Annotated in this window: 17 protein-coding genes; 15 read left to right on the forward strand and 2 right to left on the reverse strand. The window is 44.2% G+C overall.

All coding sequences use genetic code 11. The features are described 5' to 3' along the window. The first annotated feature begins 170 nt into the window (after positions 1 to 170). From AC5JL8_RS31240 to AC5JL8_RS31265, 6 genes are all read left to right on the forward strand, one after another. A complete protein-coding gene (locus AC5JL8_RS31240; protein WP_495883557.1) occupies positions 171 to 839 on the forward strand; it encodes a response regulator transcription factor in 669 nt (222 codons plus the stop codon). Positions 840 to 1,010: 171 nt separating this feature from the next. After that, entirely contained in the window at positions 1,011 to 1,520 is a 510-nt protein-coding gene (locus tag AC5JL8_RS31245) for a helix-turn-helix domain-containing protein (RefSeq protein WP_495883558.1), read from the forward strand. A gap of 73 nt (positions 1,521 to 1,593) precedes the next feature. Continuing rightward, the gene (locus tag AC5JL8_RS31250; RefSeq protein ID WP_495883559.1) at positions 1,594 to 2,703 is read left to right on the forward strand and encodes a molybdopterin-guanine dinucleotide biosynthesis protein MobB; all 1,110 of its coding nucleotides are present in this window, start codon (positions 1,594 to 1,596) and stop codon (positions 2,701 to 2,703) included. Between the two features lie 146 nt (positions 2,704 to 2,849). Next, positions 2,850 to 4,562 carry an ABC transporter ATP-binding protein gene (locus tag AC5JL8_RS31255; RefSeq protein ID WP_495883560.1) on the forward strand — a complete coding sequence of 571 codons (1,713 nt, stop codon included), beginning with the start codon at positions 2,850 to 2,852 and terminating at the stop codon, positions 4,560 to 4,562. 57 nt (positions 4,563 to 4,619) lie between these two features. Continuing rightward, a complete protein-coding gene (locus AC5JL8_RS31260; protein WP_495883561.1) occupies positions 4,620 to 4,967 on the forward strand; it encodes an aspartyl/asparaginyl beta-hydroxylase domain-containing protein in 348 nt (115 codons plus the stop codon). A gap of 2 nt (positions 4,968 to 4,969) precedes the next feature. Further along, the gene (locus AC5JL8_RS31265; protein ID WP_495883562.1) at positions 4,970 to 6,535 is read left to right on the forward strand and encodes an iron uptake porin; all 1,566 of its coding nucleotides are present in this window, start codon (positions 4,970 to 4,972) and stop codon (positions 6,533 to 6,535) included. 167 nt (positions 6,536 to 6,702) lie between these two features. Here the strand turns inward: AC5JL8_RS31265 and xisF are convergent, their stop codons facing one another. Together xisF and AC5JL8_RS31275 are read right to left on the reverse strand one after the other, a co-directional pair. Beyond that, on the reverse strand, positions 6,703 to 8,247 hold the full coding sequence (gene xisF, locus AC5JL8_RS31270) for a fdxN element excision recombinase XisF (RefSeq protein WP_495883563.1): 1,545 nt from the start codon (positions 8,245 to 8,247) through the stop codon (positions 6,703 to 6,705). Positions 8,248 to 8,403: 156 nt separating this feature from the next. Next, complete coding sequence (locus AC5JL8_RS31275; RefSeq protein WP_495883746.1) at positions 8,404 to 8,631, reverse strand: hypothetical protein; 228 nt, start codon at positions 8,629 to 8,631, stop codon at positions 8,404 to 8,406. A gap of 41 nt (positions 8,632 to 8,672) precedes the next feature. On the opposite strand from AC5JL8_RS31275, the gene nifS reads away from it, so the two are divergent. From nifS to nifN, 9 genes are all read left to right on the forward strand, one after another. Next, positions 8,673 to 9,881, forward strand: a complete 1,209-nt coding sequence (gene nifS / locus AC5JL8_RS31280) for a cysteine desulfurase NifS (RefSeq protein ID WP_495883564.1) — start codon at positions 8,673 to 8,675, stop codon at positions 9,879 to 9,881. A 111-nt stretch (positions 9,882 to 9,992) separates the two neighbouring features. Continuing rightward, entirely contained in the window at positions 9,993 to 10,907 is a 915-nt protein-coding gene (nifU, locus tag AC5JL8_RS31285; protein ID WP_495883565.1) for a Fe-S cluster assembly protein NifU, read from the forward strand. A 191-nt stretch (positions 10,908 to 11,098) separates the two neighbouring features. Next, complete coding sequence (locus tag AC5JL8_RS31290) at positions 11,099 to 11,458, forward strand: group I truncated hemoglobin (protein ID WP_495883566.1); 360 nt, start codon at positions 11,099 to 11,101, stop codon at positions 11,456 to 11,458. Between the two features lie 322 nt (positions 11,459 to 11,780). Then, complete coding sequence (gene nifH / locus AC5JL8_RS31295) at positions 11,781 to 12,671, forward strand: nitrogenase iron protein (protein ID WP_495883567.1); 891 nt, start codon at positions 11,781 to 11,783, stop codon at positions 12,669 to 12,671. A 157-nt stretch (positions 12,672 to 12,828) separates the two neighbouring features. Next, positions 12,829 to 14,325, forward strand: coding sequence for a nitrogenase molybdenum-iron protein alpha chain (nifD, locus tag AC5JL8_RS31300; RefSeq protein ID WP_495883568.1), 1,497 nt, complete (start codon positions 12,829 to 12,831; stop codon positions 14,323 to 14,325). Positions 14,326 to 14,549: 224 nt separating this feature from the next. Continuing rightward, complete coding sequence (gene nifK, locus AC5JL8_RS31305) at positions 14,550 to 16,085, forward strand: nitrogenase molybdenum-iron protein subunit beta (protein WP_495883747.1); 1,536 nt, start codon at positions 14,550 to 14,552, stop codon at positions 16,083 to 16,085. Positions 16,086 to 16,193: 108 nt separating this feature from the next. Then, a complete protein-coding gene (locus AC5JL8_RS31310) occupies positions 16,194 to 16,526 on the forward strand; it encodes a Mo-dependent nitrogenase C-terminal domain-containing protein (RefSeq protein ID WP_495883569.1) in 333 nt (110 codons plus the stop codon). A gap of 209 nt (positions 16,527 to 16,735) precedes the next feature. Further along, positions 16,736 to 18,160 (forward strand): nitrogenase iron-molybdenum cofactor biosynthesis protein NifE, encoded by a 1,425-nt coding sequence (gene nifE / locus AC5JL8_RS31315; RefSeq protein ID WP_495883570.1) that lies wholly within the window; start codon positions 16,736 to 16,738, stop codon positions 18,158 to 18,160. Beyond that, entirely contained in the window at positions 18,160 to 19,479 is a 1,320-nt protein-coding gene (gene nifN, locus AC5JL8_RS31320; RefSeq protein ID WP_495883571.1) for a nitrogenase iron-molybdenum cofactor biosynthesis protein NifN, read from the forward strand. Before nifE ends, nifN begins: the two co-directional genes overlap by 1 nt. Positions 19,480 to 19,545: the final 66 nt, after the last annotated feature.

Raw genomic sequence — 19,545 nt, forward strand, 5'->3', positions numbered from 1 at the left:
ATAAGGAATACCTTCCTGATGAATTTCCAGCAGCAATTGCTATTTTCGAGTACTCAATTGATATTTCGGCGAGGGCATTTATTATTATCCCTTCTACCCTCTGCCCGGTTGGTGAGCGAAGTTGAACCTCTGCCCTCTGCCTTATCTTCAATCCAGGAGGTATTAGTTAGATGAACCGAATTCTCATAGCTGAAGATGAACCGCGCATTGCCAGTTTTTTACAGAAAGGGCTGAAGGCTAATGGTTTTACTACTGCTGTAGCTAGCAACGGTGATGAAGCTCTGTTTATGGCTTTTAGCGATGAATTTGACCTGCTTATCTTAGATATTGGTCTACCGGGTAAAAATGGGTGGGAAGTGTTGGAAGAATTGCGCGGTCAGGGAGAACTGCTACCAATCATTATTCTAAGTGCTTGTGACGATGTGCAAGATAAAGTGACTGGTTTGGAAGGTGGTGCTGATGACTATGTTACCAAGCCGTTTCGCTTTGAAGAATTGCTAGCTCGCGTTCGTTTACGGTTGCGTGACTATCACTTGCCTCAACGCAAAGATGAGATGATACTTTGCGCAGGCGATATTTTACTAGATTTACGTGCCCGGAAAGCAAAAGTAGGCGATCGCTATATTGAACTAGCCGCTAGAGAATTTACTTTAGCAGAAACTTTTCTACGTCATCCAGGGCAAGTCTTAAGCCGAGAGCAACTACTCAGCCATGTCTGGGGTTATGACTATGACCCTACATCTAATATTGTTGATGTTTACGTTGGTTATCTGCGTAAAAAGTTAGGTAGCGACTGCATAGAGACAGTGAGAGGCATGGGCTATCGTCTGCATACATGAGAAATTTCTCATGAAAGCTTTAATACTGATTCATGCAGGTAGATAAAAATAGATCTCAGTCAATGCTAACAACGTAATTTTTGCCCTACCAAATCTACCAGATGCTAAACATACCAATTTGAAACGATTTTATGTGCAATCAAAACAGGGGGCAAATAAGGATGGGTGAAAATGGCTAGATATCTAAAACTAGAAATAACAGAAACAGCGGAGTACCTAGAAAAGAGTCTAAAAAACGCAAAAAGCGCATCGGAGAAAGAAAGATTGCAAATGCTATGGTGGCTGAAAACAGGTCAAGTCAACCAGCATCATAAATTAAGCCAATTGTTAGGGCGCAGCCCAGCAAGCATTACCCGATGGTTGCAACAGTATCGACAAGGAGGGTTGGCGAAACTGTTGGAAGTAAAAACAGCACCCGGAGCGCAAAAAAAAATCCAAGGTGAAGCGTTAGAGAAGTTGAAACATCGTCTGAATTCCCCTGAAGGATTTAGTAGTTACAAGGCCATAGTCACATGGTTAGAGCAAGAATGTGGGCTGAAAGTTAAATATGAGACGGTAAATCGGTTTGTGCGGGAAAAGTTGAAAGCAGATTTAAAAGCGTCACGTGCAGTCAAAGTGAAGCACAAAAAAGCCGTAGTTGAGGGTTGTAAAACAACTTTCGTCTGGCACAGCAAGAATTAAAAAATGAAGAGTTCTAACCCATGAACTACGAATTACGAATTACGAATTAGTAATTAAAACTATAGGAGGTAGCGTGATAAATATTACTCAACTGGAACCAGGAAGAATTGCCAAAGCAAAAGCAGGGTTTACCACTCGTCAAGTAGATGTTAATGCGATCGCCACACTGTTAACTGGAGATATCAAGCCTGAATCTGGTGATTTAGTGTTGGTAAGAGTAGACTCAATTGGTCAGCATGAACGCATCGACCAAGTTAATGGTCGTAAAGCGATTATTTTTACTGGTGATGAGTTGGTTCTTTGCTATGGTAATCGTTATGCCCCCGATCAATTTGAAGCCGAGATTCCGGATGATTTATCACCATGCCATTTAGCAGCCGCAGGTGGGTTGGCAGCAAAAGTTCTGTCTCAACACGCCAAGATAAAATCGCCCACCGCCGTTACTCCCATAGGTTTACTGGGGGATCAACAAGGAAAACGTGTGAACTTGGCTGATTGGGCTTTACCAGCAACTAACTATATTGGGCAAAGACCTTGCACAATTGCTGTTGTCGGTACATCAATGAACTCTGGTAAAACAACCACCGCCGCCAACTTAATTAACGGTTTGGCAAAATCGGGAATGAAAATCGGTGCAGCCAAAATTACTGGTACTGGTGCTGGTAACGATGTGTGGCTCATGCACGATGCTGGAGCTAGCTTAGTTTTAGATTTTACCTCAGTTGGTTTTGCTACCACTTATCGCGCTACTCCTAAACAAGTGCAAGATATTCTGGTGACACTGACTAATTACCTTGCCGCCCAAAGCGTAGATGTAATTGTGTTAGAGATAGCCGATGGATTATACCAAGATGAAACATCAGCTTTAGTTTCCTCCCCAACATTCCGCCAAACTGTCGATGGTGTCCTGTTTGCTGCTGGTGGGTCGCTGGGAGCAGCCGCAGGCGTGGAATGGTTGCACAAGCATAAACTGCCTGTACTTGCCATCAGTGGTTTAGTGACTGCATCTCCCCTAGCGGCGCGGGAAGTTGTTAAAGCTACAGCCATACCTGTTTTAGATTTGCAAGCCCTGAGAACAGAATCACTTAACTTATTCGCTAGAGCAAAAGCTGTAGAACTTCCACCTCTGGTTTTCTCATCTGCTGTTCCTGTTTCTGGTTCATTAATGACGATGCAAGAATGAGGGTCAAGAGTCAAAAGTCAATAGTCAAGAGTCAATGGTCAAAAATTGGACTTTGGACTTTGGGCTGTTGATTTTTGATTCTGGACTTTTGACAATTTTGATATAAGTCTGCTTCTTTCGGCTGAGTAATTGCAAATTAAATAAATATGCAGATTCCCCGGACATTCAATGATATCCGCTTGTGGCTGCTTACTCGCTTAGTGATTAATGGCTTTTGTCAAGCAGCGGCCACATTAGCCAATGCGTTTTTGGTAGAACTAGCCTTTGACAAATTAATTACAAACACCGATCCTAGCATTAATTTAAAGTTTTGGGAAATTGGTCTGGGTTTGGCGGCGGCAGCTGTTGTTGTTGCCTTACTCCGGATCGTGGAACGCACTGATGCTGAAAGCATTGGTCAAGAATACGTCTACGAAATCCGCATGATTTTGTACGAACGTTTAATGAACCTTTCCCCTCGCGCTCTCCAAAGTCGCAGTCAAGGCGGAGTGATGCTACGGTTTGTCAGTGATTTAAGTGCTATCCGTCAGTGGGTAAGCTTGGGATTAGCACGGTTAGTAGTAGCAACTACTACAACAGTAGCATCATTATTTGCTTTGTCATTTGTAAATGTGCGTTTGGCTGTAACAGTTGCCGTAGTTTTAGTGATTGGAGCCTTAATTGCATTCAGGTTGAGTGGGCGAATGCGGACTGCCGCCAATGAGGCTCGAAATCGTCTGAGTAGACTAGCGGGAAATGTTAATGAAAAAGTAGCCGCGAACGCAGTTGTGCAAGTTTTTGGGCAGTCTCAGCGCGAGAAAAGGCGTATTGCTCGCCAATGTCGCGATTTAGAACGGGCAATGGTAGATCGGGCGGTAGTAGCTGGCCAAATGCAAGGTATTACCGAAGCAACTACGGCGATCGCTTCTGGCGCTACTCTGTTAATGGGAGCGTTAGAAGTAGCAGCCGGTCGCACTACTCCCGGAACTGTGGTTGCTGCCATGTCAATTGTCAGTTTTTTAATGCCGCGTTTGCGGGATTTGGGTAAAGTCCAAGAATACTGGCACAACTCACGGGTAGCACTGACAAAGATTAAACAATTTCTTGCTATTCCCGCGATGGTAACCGAACTGCCCAATGCACCTGATTTGCAGATGGGGCCAGGATGTTTAGAGTTTGATGGTGTTAGTCTCAAAGGAGCATTACATAATATAAGTGCGATCGCTTTTCCTGGTGAAATTGTCGCCATAGTCGGCCCCAATGGTGCTGGTAAATCAACACTACTTTCTTTAGCTGCACGCCTGATTGACCCCAATCGAGGCGTAATTCGTTTAGATGGACAAGACTTAGCAAAATACAGTTTAAAATCTGTCAGACGAGCAATTGGCATGGCAGCATTAGATTTACCACTACTACGGGGAACTGTTGGCAAAAATCTCCGCTATCGTTGGCGAGATGCGCCCATTGAGGAAATTACCAGAGTTTGGCAATTGTGTGGCATTGATGAAATGCTAGCAGAACTGCCAGAAGGAGAAAAAACCAGAATTTCCGAAGGTGGCAAAGGCTTATCAGCAGGACAACGCCAAAGGATTGCACTAGCAAGGGCAATTTTAGGCAACCCTCCCGTCTTACTACTTGATGAAGTCGATGCTAACCTAGATGCCCAAGCCGTTTCTGTTGTAGATCGAGTGCTTGCAGAATATCAAGGCACAGTTTTACTAATTACTCACCGCAAAGAACGCCTAGCCGCAGCCGATGCAATTTGGTACTTAGAAGCCGGTCGGCTAGTGGAAGCTGGAGCCACTAAAGAATTATTAGCAAAAGATGGGCCTACTAGTCGCCTGTTTTCATCTCAAACAGAAGATGTGTTGTCTTCATGAGGAAGGGGATGAGGGAGATGAGGGGGATGAGGAAGAATAACAAATAACAAATGACAAATGTTCAAGGAATTTCCTGTGGTGATGAATTGGGTTGAGGAGTTTGTTGCGGAGATAGGCGGAGAACTAGGCAGAGTTAACATTGTCAGGTTAGCGCCCAAAGGAAGAGTTTACAGTCACATTGACCACGGTGAATATTATAGATTGCGCGATCGCTATCATCTTGTACTCCAAAGCCAATCAGGTAGTTGGATGAAATGCGGCAGTGAAGAAGCTGTGATGCATAAAGGTGAATTGTGGTGGTTTGACAATAAACAACCCCATGAAGCTTTTAATCCTTCTGAGCAATGGCGGATTCACATCATCTTTAATGTGCTGCCGGAAGTTCCTATTAGCCAATCAATTTAGGGATGAATGTCTCACGCAAAGGAAAAAATATCCTGCGTTTATGCAAATCTCTGGCTGCTCTTGGTGCTATTTTACTATTGTCAAATTCATCCTTGGCGGCTGAAACTGAAAATGATGAAAAATCTCTTTTCCATGCTTTAAAAAATACAACTTCTGTTTCGCAGTTATCAGATATAAAATTTACAGATTGGTCATTTCAAACATTGCAATCTCTGGGGAAACGCTACGGTTGCAATGTTGATTTTCATAGCTTATATAAAGGTAACTCTATTCTCACACGACATGCATTTGCTATCGCTTTAAACACGTGCTTGTTACAGCTTAATCAACTAATAAACGCTGATAAGGCGGTAGTGAATCAAGATGATTTAGAGACTTTGAACAGGTTGCAAAGGGAATTTGCTACAGAATTAGCTTCCTGGCAACGCCGGGTGGATACTTTAGAAGTACAAACGGCTCAATTGCAAGCACAACAGTTTGCCCCGACTACCAAGTTAACAGGAGAAGCCATCTTTGCAGTTACGGGAGCATTTGGTGGGAAGAAAAGCGATCGCAATACCAAACCCATAGACAATAATATTGTCTTGCATAACCGTGTGCGTTTAAACTTTGATAGTAGCTTTAGCGGCAAAGACCGTCTGAGAGTTCGTTTGCAAGCTGCCAATATCTCTAGCCTAGAAAAAGCCACAGGTACAGACATGGCTCGTTTAGGGTTTGAGAGTGATAATGAGAATGATCTAAAAATCAGCCGCTTAGAATATAGCTTTCCTGTAGGTAAACAAGCTAGAGCTTCGATTGGAGCTATTGGTAGTGAACTAAGTGATTTTGCTGATACAGTCAATCCTTTTTTTATTAGTAGCAGTCGTGGTGCTATCTCCCGCTTTGGCAGATACAATCCGATTTACCGCCAAAGTACTGGTACAGGTATAGGTATAGATTATGCACTTAGCAAAGATGTTAATTTCAGTTTTGGTTATATCGCTGACAATGCGAATAATCCACGAGTAGGAATTAGTAAAAGTCCTTATGGGGCAATTTTTCAGCTAACCCTTAAACCTGTGGACAATTCTAAAATTGGTCTAACTTATGTCAGGTCTTATAATAACTTGAACACAGGAACAGGTAGTGAACTTGCTAATGATCCTTTTAATGATAGAAGTGACAGTATCACTGCAAATTCTTACGGAATAGAAACGTCTCTAAGACTGAGCCGTCGTTTAACTATAGGTGGTTGGGTAGGTTTGACAAAAGCTACCGCCGAAGATATTACAGGTAAACCCAGCGCCAGTATTTTTAACTATGCCATAACTTTAGCCTTTCCAGATTTGGGAAAAAAAGGTAACTTGGCAGGTATAATCATCGGGCAGCCACCAAAAGTTATCAGTAACGATTTTGCTAAAAAGTATCAAGATGAAGCTACATCTTGGCATTTAGAATTTTTATACCGCTTCCAAGTTAATGAAAATATTGCTATTACACCTGGGTTATTAATAGCCACTAATCCTGAGCACAAACATAATAGCGATACAGTTTATGTTGGCACAATTAGAACTACGTTTTCCTTCTAGCTGCACTGGTGAATCCAATGGGAGCTGATCCAGGCACGGAGACCGTGACAGTGATGAATTTTTCGCCGGATGTGCTAGATCTAAATGGCTGGGCATTGGCGGATAGACAGAAGCGGAAGTCTCCTTTGCGCGATATTCGCTTCAAAGTAGTCCAAAAACAAAACCGTCTAGTAACGATACTCAATGGCTGTCACGAAGTTACCATCTACGCAGATTTTTTTAACGCAGCCATTGAGGATTGCTCTTTTATCTTGAGCATTAAGTCCTTGCCAGTAACTTTTATTAGCAAAAGCGCGTATAATGCGTTCCTTAGCAATCAAGGATTCTCTGGATGCATTATTGATTGCTCCCAGTGCGATCGCAATCTGTTCTTTGAGGTCATTTTTTATTTGTTCGATTGCTGAACTTGGTGGCAAGGTTTCCAGATTATTCAGCGATGCGCGGAGAGTTTTGACTTCTGGGGGTTCCTCTACAATAGGTGGCTCATCTGTTTCTACCAAGTTTGCTAACCGTTCGGCTTCTTGTGCTAATAAATCCACCACTTGAATATCTAATATTTTTGATGAAATCATATTTTTATTGCTACAGTTACCAGCTTTATACAAACGGCACTGAAAATAATAGATAGCTTGCCCATCCTTATTTACCCGTTTTGCATGGCGTGTCATTGAACCGGAGCAATGAGCGCATTTGATTAAATTAGAAAATGGATTCACTTCGTTATCTTCTCTTGAAGCCCATCGGTTATGGCGATTACCTCGGATAATTTGTTTTATTTGTTCGTGTTCAGTACAGGTAATGATTGCCTCATCATCATGGGTTCCCCATTTTACCTTCCACTCGTCAAAGTGTTTTCGCTTGCCCTTTGATTTAACGTAAGTATCAAAAGGTAAGCCTCCTGCGTAAACAGGATTGACTAATAATGCTTTTAAGCCTGGTATTGACCATCTCAGCCCAGACCAAGGATAACGCAAGGGGTGGTTAGCTTTATTTGGTGTAAATACAATTGTATCTAAGTCGTCGTCGCTGATAATCCGTGAACTTGTTTCTGACTTGTTCCAATCAAAAGCTTTTGTTTCTATCCCAAAATCTGAGTGCAATTTACGAACAGTAGCAGCAACTGAACCGCACTCAAAAAAAGTGTTAAAAATATACCGAGCTACGTCAGATACAGTCAATTCTCTTCGTTCTGCTAACAAACAAACGCATGGTGAATCATCACGGACATATTTATCTTTGTGGATACGGTATCCCAATGGGGCAACTCGGTGACTTTTCCCTTGGTCTATCCGATGACGACGTTCACTTTTTAATCGCTCTGTTACCATTCTTACCTCAAATTTGGCAGCGGCAAGCAACATATCAATCGTTAATTCCCCGCCAAGACTATCTGGGTCAACTCCTTGATCTAGGGCTATTAGTTTAATTCCTTTGGAACGCAATACTTCCAACAATGAATAAAACAAACGCGATGATGAGCCGATCCGATCAATCCGGGTAAATTGCAGAGATATTACCTTACCCTTTGCAGATGTCTTCAAGTCATTAATTAATTGTTGTAGCCCTTCTCTGACTTCGGTTGTCCGTGATTGAATATCCCAGTATACTTTTGAACATCCAGCATTCTGCAAGCGTTCTATTTGCTTACGCAACGCACCTTTATCTGTTTGCTGCTCCTCACCGCTGACTCTTGCGTAACCCCAACTTTCCATAAGAACGCATAGACACAACCTTTATTATATTTGATAGTGGATACTTCTATTCAAGGAAATTCTCTGAGCAGTTGCAAAAGCGTCAACCCCAGATGAAGTATGAAGGATAAATTATGAATTATGAAGTATTAAACCTCGAATTTCAAGCTTTACACTTCAAAGTTTGAGCTTAAAACCTGAAACTTCGAGCTTAAAACCTGAAACTTCGAGCTTAAAACCTGAAACTTCAAGCTTAAAACCTGAAACTTCAAGCTTGGAACCTGAAACTTCAAGCTTGGAACCTGAAACTTCAAGCTTTGAACCTGAAACTTCGAGCTTAAAACCTGAAACTTCAAGCTTTGAACCTGAAACTTCGAGCTTTGAACCTGAAACTTCGAGCTTTATACTTCATCCTTCATCATTCATAATTCATAATCTTAGAACCAATGCAAAGCAACTGCATTTATCTCGATAATAATGCCACCACTAAGGTAGACCCAGAAGTTGTAGAGGCGATGCTGCCCTACTTAACTGAATATTACGGCAATCCCTCTAGTATGCACACCTTTGGTGGACAAGTTGGCAAAGCGGTAAAAACAGCAAGAGAACAACTTGCAGCCCTTCTGGGAGCAGATGAATCGGAAATTGTTTACACCAGTTGCGGAACTGAAGGCGATAACGCCGCAATTCGCGCCGCACTGTTGGCGCAACCAGAAAAGCGACACATTATTACTACCCAAGTTGAACACCCAGCAGTACTTAATGTCTGCAAACAATTAGAAACCCAAGGTTATAGTGTTACTTATCTTTCGGTAAATGGTCAGGGGCAAATAGATCTAAATGAACTAGAAGCTTCCTTGACGGGTAACACCGCCTTGGTGACAATTATGTATGCCAATAACGAAACCGGCGTGGTTTTCCCAATCGAGCAGATTGGATTGCGGGTGAAAGAGCATGGTGCTTTGTTCCACGTAGATGCGGTGCAAGCAGTGGGAAAAATCCCATTGAATATGAAGAATAGCACCGTAGATATGTTAACCCTATCCGGCCACAAAATTCACGCACCCAAAGGAATAGGCGCTTTGTATGTACGGCGCGGGGTGAGATTCCGTCCCTTCCTCATTGGGGGACACCAAGAACGTGGACGCCGTGCAGGGACAGAAAACGTTCCAGCAATTATTGCTCTAGGCAAAGCTGCCGAACTGGAACTGTTACATTTAGAAGAAGCGACTAAGAGAGAAAAAAGGCTGCGCGATCGCCTAGAAAAAACCTTACTCGCCAAGATTCCTAACTGCGAAGTAAACGGAGATCCTACGCAGAGATTGCCAAACACCACCAACATTGGCTTCAAGTATATCGAAGGTGAAGCCATCTTACTCTCGTTGAACAAATACGGTATCTGTGCTTCATCTGGTTCTGCTTGCACCTCTGGCTCTTTGGAACCCTCCCATGTATTACGGGCAATGGGCTTACCCTACACCACCTTGCACGGTTCCATCCGCTTCAGCCTCTGTCGCTACACCACAGACGCAGAAATCGATCAAGTAATTGCGGTTATGCCTGAAATTGTAGAACGTTTGCGCGCCCTTTCACCCTTCAAAAATGACGAAGCGGGTTGGCTGCAAGCGCAGGAACAAACATTGGCTCATCGCTAGGGATTAGGGATTAGGGACTGGGAAAAGTTTTCTTAATACCCAATACCCAGTACCCAATCCCTGATACCCAATCCCCACTCAAAACTCATCACTCAGCACTCGGAACTTAATATGTGGGACTACACAGATAAAGTATTAGAATTGTTTTACAATCCCAAGAATCAGGGAGCAATTGAAGAAGCTGATGAATCTGGGGTGAAGGTAGCAACTGGAGAGGTAGGTAGCATTGCTTGTGGTGATGCTCTGAGACTGCACCTGAAAGTTGAAGTCGCCAGCGATAAGATTCTCGATGCTCGCTTTCAAACTTTTGGCTGCACTAGTGCGATCGCATCTTCCAGCGCCCTCACTGAAATGATCAAGGGTTTAACTTTAGATGAAGCCCTGAATGTGTCCAATAAAGACATTGCAGAGTACTTGGGTGGATTGCCAGAAGCTAAGATGCATTGCTCTGTCATGGGGCAAGAAGCGCTAGAAGCCGCAATTTATAATTATCGTGGCATTCCCCTAGCCACCCATGATGACGATGATGAAGGAGCGCTCATTTGTAGTTGCTTTGGTATCAGCGAATCCAAGATTCGGCGCGTGATTCTGGAAAATAACCTCACTGATGCCGAGCAGGTAACAAACTACGTCAAAGCTGGTGGCGGATGCGGTTCTTGTCTGGCAAACATTGATGATATTATTAAAGATGTACAGAAACAATCCGTCATACCTGCACTCAACAACTATGGCGTGACAGTTGCAACAGATATTGTTACTGCTAAACAGCAATCACAGCGCACATTGACCAACGTGCAAAAAATTGCACTGATTCAAAAGGTATTAGATGAAGAAGTCAGACCCGTTCTGATTGCTGATGGTGGCGATGTGGAACTGTACGATGTAGATGGCGATCGCGTTAAGGTTCTGCTGCAAGGAGCTTGTGGTTCTTGTTCTAGCAGTACAGCAACACTGAAAATAGCTATAGAAGCGAGGTTGCAAGATCGCGTCAGCAAGAATCTGATAGTCGAAGCGGTTGAACCATAACTCTAGATTTTACGCACTGCACAAATACACCCTAATGTGCATCAGCCAAGACACAGATAGGATTTGACCGACAAAATGTCTTCCCATCAATGCTTCAATCCTACTGACAACAGACAGCTAAAGCACATAGGCAAGTATTAAACGCCTAATTGCGAATTCCATAATCCAACTCGCTTCAAAGGAATAAGGATATGAGCGCAACATTGTACGACAAAATTGGCGGACAAGCAACTATCGAGAAAGTAGTTGATGATTTGCACAAACGCATCCTAGCAGACAACAGCGTTAATACTTTCTTTGCTCATACAGATATGGCGAAGCAGCGTGGTCACTTTATTGCTTTCGTATCTCAGTTACTTGAGGGGCCAAAGCAATATGCAGGCCGCCCAATGGAGAAAACACACGCAGGTATGAGTGTACAGCAACAACACTTTGATGCAGTTGCGAAACACCTCAGTGACGCAATGATAACAAATGGAGTGTCTGCTGATGATATTAGCGCTGCAATGGCTCGCGTCTCAAATGTCAAAGGCGCTATTTTGAACAAGTAACAGGACTTAGACATTGATAGTGAAGGAATACGTCAGTCAAGTCCTACTGGGTAAGTATTTGTAAAGTGCGTAATTTCCTTTGTTAAAAGTCAGGACAACTTACAAATGACTATTAACAAAGAACAAACAGAGATTTGACGAGGAACATAGATGTCTTTACTACCGATAGTTTTTGCTGTGGAGCGATCGCCTCCAGCGGGCACTTAGTGCCAACGCCCCTGGCGACGTTCTACACAAACTCACTGCCGTAGCTCAACAGGCGTGAGACCCAAACCCAAAGCGAAAGACCCACCAACCAACCAATTGCAGGAAAACACGAACCATGACTGACGAAAACATTAGACAGATAGCTTTTTACGGTAAAGGTGGTATCGGTAAATCTACCACCTCCCAAAACACCCTGGCAGCTATGGCAGAAATGGGTCAGCGCATCATGATTGTAGGTTGCGACCCCAAAGCTGACTCCACCCGTTTGATGCTCCACAGTAAAGCTCAAACCACCGTGTTACACCTCGCTGCTGAACGTGGTGCAGTAGAAGACCTAGAACTTCACGAAGTAATGCTGACCGGTTTCCGTGGTGTTAAGTGCGTGGAGTCTGGTGGCCCAGAACCCGGTGTAGGTTGCGCCGGTCGTGGTATCATCACCGCCATCAACTTCTTAGAAGAAAACGGTGCTTACCAAGACCTAGACTTCGTATCTTACGACGTATTGGGTGACGTTGTGTGCGGTGGTTTCGCTATGCCTATCCGTGAAGGTAAAGCACAAGAAATCTACATCGTTACTTCTGGTGAAATGATGGCGATGTATGCTGCTAACAACATCGCTCGCGGTATCTTGAAATATGCTCACTCCGGTGGTGTGCGCTTGGGTGGCTTGATTTGTAACAGCCGTAAAGTTGACCGGGAAATCGAATTGATCGAAACCCTGGCAGAACGGTTGAACACCCAAATGATTCACTTCGTACCTCGTGACAACATCGTTCAACACGCAGAATTGCGCCGGATGACCGTTAACGAGTACGCACCTGACAGCGATCAGGGTAACGAATACCGCGCCCTAGCTAAGAAGATCATCAACAACGACAAGCTCACCATCCCCACCCCCATCGAAATGGACGAGCTAGAAGCATTGTTGGTCGAATTCGGTATTCTCGACGACGATACCAAGCACGCAGAAATTATTGGCAAGCCAGCAGAAGCTACTGCTAAGTAAGCCATGACCCAGGAAAAGGAAAAGGGAAAAAGAAACACTGGCATAAATTCCCTTTTACCTTTGATCTGACTTCTATCCCCCCAGGGGACTTAGTGTCCCCAACCCCATAGGGGAAATCCCTTCCTATCCCGGTTCCTTAGGTGCAAGAGAGGCAAAAATGACTCCTCCAGAAAACAACAACATCATCGAAGAAAGAAAAGAACTAATTAAAGAAGTTCTAGACGCTTATCCAGAAAAAGCTAAGAAAAAGCGGGAAAAGCACTTAAACGTATACGAAGAAGGTAAGAGCGACTGCGGCGTTAAGTCTAACATTAAGTCTCTTCCTGGTGTAATGACCGCTCGTGGTTGTGCCTATGCAGGTTCTAAGGGTGTGGTTTGGGGCCCTATTAAGGACATGATCCACATCAGTCACGGGCCTGTAGGTTGCGGTTACTGGTCTTGGTCTGGCCGTCGTAACTACTACATCGGTACTACTGGTGTTGATACCTTTGGTACTATGCACTTCACCTCCGACTTCCAAGAAAGAGACATCGTTTTCGGTGGAGACAAGAAATTATTTAAGCTGATTCAAGAACTCGAAGTTCTTTTCCCTCTCAGCCGTGGTGTTTCTATTCAATCTGAATGTCCCATCGGTTTGATTGGGGATGACATCGAAGCTGTAGCTAAGAAAGCAGCTAAAGAAATTAACAAGCCTGTTGTACCTGTACGTTGTGAAGGCTTCCGTGGTGTTTCCCAGTCTTTGGGTCACCACATCGCTAACGACATGATCCGTGACTGGGTATTCCCTAGAGCAGATCAAGCCAAGAAAGATGGCACACTCAAGTTTGATGCTACTCCTTATGACGTAGCAATCATCGGTGACTACAACATCGGTGGTGATGCTTGGGCTAGCCGCATCCTGCTAGAAGAAATCGGCTTGCGCGTAGTCGCTCAGTGGTCTGGTGATGGCACAATCAACGAAATGTTGATGACACCCAATGTGAAGATGAACCTCATCCACTGCTATCGGTCGATGAACTACATCAGCCGTCACATGGAAGAGAAGTATGGTATTCCCTGGTTAGAATACAACTTCTTCGGCCCCACCAAGATTGCTGAATCTTTACGGGAAATCGCTTCTAAATTTGACTCGAAGATCCAAGAAAACGCTGAGAAGGTAATCGCCAAGTATCAGCCTACAATGGATGCGATCGTTGCCAAATACCGCCCCCGCTTGGACGGTAAGACTGTCGCCATGATGGTTGGTGGTCTGCGTCCTCGCCACGTTGTACCCGCTTTCCAAGATTTGGGTATGAAGATGATTGGTACAGGTTATGAGTTCGCTCATAATGACGACTACAAACGTACCACTGGCTACATCGAAAACGGCACCATCGTTTATGACGACGTTACCGCTTACGAATTCGAGGAGTTTATCAAAGCGCTGAAGCCTGACCTTGTAGCTTCCGGTGTGAAAGAGAAGTACGTCTTCCAAAAGATGGGTCTTCCTTTCCGTCAAATGCACTCTTGGGATTACTCCGGCCCTTATCACGGTTATGACGGGTTTGCCATCTTCGCCCGTGACATGGATTTAGCACTCAACAGCCCAACCTGGGGATTAATCGGCGCTCCTTGGAGCAAGAAAGCTGAAGCTAAAGCTAAAGCTGCCGTCTAGGGAAATGGGAAAGAGATAAGTAGGGATAGCCTGGGGCTAAAACCCCAGGGGGGAGTTGGGAATCCAAAATTCAAAATTAAAAATTCAAGATTTGGAATTTTGTATTTTGCATTTTGAGTTTTGAATTATATTCCCATACTCCATCCCAAGTCTCGTTACCTGCCCTCATCAAAAATCCTCATTCCTCAATTAGTAACGACTTCAGTCAGCTTGGAGATCCCGAAATGCCTCAGAATCCAGAAAAAATTCAAGATCACGTACAACTGTTCCACCAACCAGAGTACCAACAACTATTTCAAAACAAGAAAGAGTTTGAAAACGGTCACGACCCTGAAGAAGTAAAACGGGTTGCAGAATGGACAAAGAGTTGGGATTATCGTGAAAAGAACTTCGCTCGTGAAGCTTTGACCGTTAACCCTGCTAAAGGTTGCCAACCTTTAGGCGCTATGTTCGCTGCTGTTGGCTTTGAAGGTACTCTACCCTTCGTTCAAGGTTCTCAAGGTTGTGTTGCTTACTTCCGTACCCACTTAACTCGTCACTACAAAGAACCATTCTCTGGCGTTTCTTCTTCGATGACTGAAGACGCAGCGGTGTTCGGTGGTCTGCAAAACATGATTGATGGCTTGGCAAACTCTTACAAACTTTACAAGCCCAAGATGATTGCTGTCTGCACCACCTGTATGGCAGAAGTAATTGGTGATGACTTGCAGTCATTCATCGGTAACGCTAAGGAAGCGGGTTCAGTTCCTCAAGATTTCCCAGTTCCCTTTGCTCACACTCCTAGCTTTGTTGGTTCCCACATCACTGGCTACGACAACATGATGAAGGGGATTCTGACTACCTTAACCGCAGGTAAGAAGAAATCTACCAGCAATGGCAAAATCAACTTCATCTCAGGTTTTGATACCTACGTTGGCAATCTCCGGGAAGTAAAACGCATTGCTTCTCTGTTCGGTATTGACTATACCGTTCTGTCAGATAACAGTGACTATCTGGATGCACCCAACACTGGTGAATTTGATATGTACCCAGGTGGTACAAAGCTAGAAGATGCAGCTGATGCAATTAATGCTAAAGCTACAGTTGTTCTGCAAGCTCACTCTACTCCTAAAACTCGTGAATACATCGCCAAAGAGTGGCAGCAAGATGTTGTAGTTTCTCGTCCTTGGGGTATTAAAGCTACTGATGAGTTCTTGATGAAACTCAGCGAACTGAGTGGCAAACCAATTCCTAAAGAACTAGAAATCGAACGCGGTCGCGCAGTTGATGCGATGACTGACTCCCATTCATGGGTTCACGGTAAGCGCTTCGCTATCTACGGCGACCCAGATTTAGTTTACAGCGTAGTTGGCTTTATGCTGGAAATGGGTGCTGAACCTGCACATATTGTGGTTCACAACTCCAATGACGTGTTTGAAAAAGAACTTCAAGCATTGCTAGATTCTAGCCCCTTCGGTAAGGATGCAAAAATCTGGGCTGGTAAGGATTTATGGCATTTACGTTCTTTGTTGTTCACCGAACCTGTAGACCTGTTAATCGGTAATTCCTACGGTAAGTACCTGTGGCGCGATTGTAAGGTTCCCCTCGTAAGAATTGGCTATCCAATCATGGATCGTCACCACCTGCACCGCTACAGCACCATTGGTTACCAAGGTGTAATCAACCTCCTCAGCTGGATTGTTAATACAATCTTTGAGGACATCGATTACAACACCAACATTCCTTCTAAGACCGACATTTCCTACGACTTGATTCGTTAAGAATCACATTCACTCGCGGCGTGTCTAAAAAGTAAAAAGTAAAAAGTTTAAAGAAATATCTTTTTACTTTTTACTTTTCACTTTTTCCTTTTACCGAAGATATTGATTATGGATAGTATCAGTCACCATCACTCTCATCCCCATCCAAATTACCATCCACCTAATTCTAAACGCTCTGGCTCTTTTGACATCCTCAAACCTTTACGTCGTTTTGTAGATGGAATCCGAGTAAAAAATTCTCGTTTTGCTCATTTAATTTGTCAAGTCATTCCTTGTTGTTGCCCTTTTGAGCGTAATATTAACTTGTTTGGCCGGAGTTACCATATTCCACCGCTATGCAAACTCAATCCTTTGTATGACGAGTTTGTCATGTTGCGTTTTCGTGCTCTATCTTATCTTGCTGATGAATGTGGAGAGGATGTCACGAAATACATTTGTTAGGCATTAGTCATTGGTCGTTTACCATCTTGCAAAAGTCAATTTTATGAAAATGAAACCACAGATAAACGCTGATAACCACGATTTATTGGTGTCAATGTGGTGTAGATAAGATTTTTGCAGGAAATTGATTAGAGATTAATTGTTGGTCAGGTCAATAACTGAAACTGACAACGAAGAATTAACAACTGCCATCCAGCAAGAGAAGAGAGATGAAAATTACCCAAGGCAAAATCAACGAGCTACTTAGTGAGCCAGGATGCGAACATAATCAGCAGAAGCAGGGGGAAAAGAAAAACAAGTCTTGTACGCAACAGGCGCAACCAGGAGCTGCTCAAGGGGGTTGTGCCTTTGATGGCGCAATGATTGCTTTAGTACCAATTACCGATGCTGCTCATTTAGTCCATGGCCCGATCGCCTGTGCTGGTAATTCCTGGGGTAGTCGTGGTAGTCTCTCTTCAGGCCCCCTGCTCTACAAAACGGGGTTTACCACTGATGTGGGTGAGAACGATGTCATCTTTGGTGGCGAAAAGAAGCTCTATAAAGCCATTCTGGAACTACACAAGCGCTACAATCCGGCGGCGGTGTTTGTTTACGCCACCTGTGTGACTGCTCTGATTGGCGATGATATTGATGCTGTCTGCAAAGCTGCTGCCGAGAAAATTGGCACTCCGGTTATTCCGGTAATTGCACCTGGATTTATTGGTAGTAAAAATTTAGGTAACCGCTTTGGCGGTGAAGCTTTGCTGGAATATGTAGTAGGAACGGCAGAACCAGAATACACTACACCTTACGATATAAACTTAATCGGTGAGTACAACATCGCCGGCGAAATGTGGGGAGTGACACCACTGTTGGAAAAATTGGGCATCAGAGTCTTATCGAAAATCACAGGTGATGCTCGCTATCAAGAAATTACTTACGCTCACCGTGCCAAGCTGAATGTGATGATCTGCTCACGAGCGCTGCTCAACATGGCGAGAAAGATGGAGGAGCGTTACGGCATTCCTTACATTGAAGAGTCTTTCTACGGCATCGATGACATGAACCGCTGTCTGCGGAACATTGCTGCAAAATTGGGTGATGTTGATTTACAAGAACGCACAGAAAACCTGATTGCCGAAGAGACTGCTGCTCTAGATTTGGCTCTGGCTCCCTATCGTGCCCGCCTCAAAGGTAAGCGCGTTGTCTTGTATACCGGCGGTGTGAAGAGTTGGTCAATTATCTCCGCAGCTAAAGACTTAGGCATAGAAGTTGTTGCCACTAGCACCAGAAAAAGTACAGAAGAGGACAAAGCCCGGATTAAGAAGTTAATCGGTAACGATGGCATCATGCTAGAAAAAGGCAATGCCAAAGAACTGCTGCAACTGGTTAAAGATACCAACGCCGATATGTTGATTGCTGGGGGTCGTAACCAATATACAGCCCTTAAAGCCCGGATTCCTTTCCTTGACATTAACCAAGAACGCCACCATCCTTACGCTGGTTATGTGGGAATGGTAGAAATGGCAAGAGAACTGTATGAAGCTCTCTACAGCCCAATTTGGGAACAAATCCGCAAGCCTGCGCCTTGGGATGAGGAAACGGGGATGTTCATCGCCTCTGATGAAATCGGCTTAGTAGAAGAGGTTAGCTAATGGCGATCGTTACTGCTCCTAACAAAGCACTTACAGTTAATCCCCTCAAGCAAAGCCAAGCTTTGGGTGCATCTTTAGCTTTTTTGGGATTGAAGGGAATGATACCCTTGTTTCATGGTTCTCAAGGTTGTACTGCCTTTGCCAAAGTCGTGTTAGTACGGCATTTCCGAGAGGCGATTCCCCTGGCAACTACAGCCATGACAGAAGTAACTACCATCTTAGGTGGTGAAGAGAATGTGGAACAAGCGATTCTCACCCTGGTAGAGAAGTCCCAACCAGAAATTATTGGTCTATGTAGCACTGGGCTAACAGAAACTAGAGGCGATGACATAGAACGTTTTCTTAAGGATATCCGCGATCGCCACCCAGAATTGGATCGCCTACCGATTGTATTTGCCCCAACACCAGATTTTAAAGGGGCTTTGCAAGATGGCTTTGCTGTGGCGGTGGAAAGCATAGTTAAGGAAGTTCCCCGACTCTGTGCAACCAGAATCGAACAAGTGACCATCTTGGCGGGTTCGTCTTTTACGCCAGGGGATGTACAGGAAATCAAAGAGATGGTAACAGCCTTTGGGCTAGTTCCTATCGTTGTACCTGACTTGAGTGCTTCTTTAGATGGACACCTAGAAGATTCTTATAGTGCTGTGACAGCCAGTGGGACAACTGTCGCTCAACTACGAGAAGTTGGCGGTTCTGCATTCACGATCGCACTTGGTGAAAGTATGCGAGGTGCAGCGCGGATTCTGCAAGAACGGTTTGGTATTCCCTATGAAGTTTTTGGTCAACTGACAGGCTTAGAATCTGTAGACGAGTTTCTACACGCGTTGGCAATTCTCAGCGGTAATAGCGTCCCAGAAAAATATCGCCGCCAGCGTCGCCAACTGCAAGATGCGATGTTAGATACTCACTTTTACTTTGGTGCTAAACGCGTATCCTTAGCCTTAGAACCAGACTTGTTGTGGTCAACAGTGCATTTTTTGCAATCAATGGGAACGCAAATTCATGCTGCGGTGACGACAACGCGATCGCCTCTTTTAGAACAACTCCCGATTAAAAGTGTAACCATTGGTGATTTGGAAGACTTTGAAGATCAGGCTGTTGGATCTGACTTGTTGATTGGCAATTCTAATGTAGGTGCGATCGCTAAACGCCTTTCCATCCCTCTATATCGTCTGGGTCTGCCCATTTACGATCGCTTGGGTAATGGTCAATTTACCAAAGTTGGCTACCGAGGCACAATGGAGCTTTTATTTGGTATTGGCAATCTCTTTTTAGAAGCAGAAGAAGAGAGAGTTAAACACTTTCACGGAGATTGGTAATAGGGATTGGTGGCTGGGGACTAGGGACTAGGGACTAGAAACTGGGAAAGAGTGTTTTTAGATATT

This window comes from Mojavia sp., from assembly GCF_059505145.1.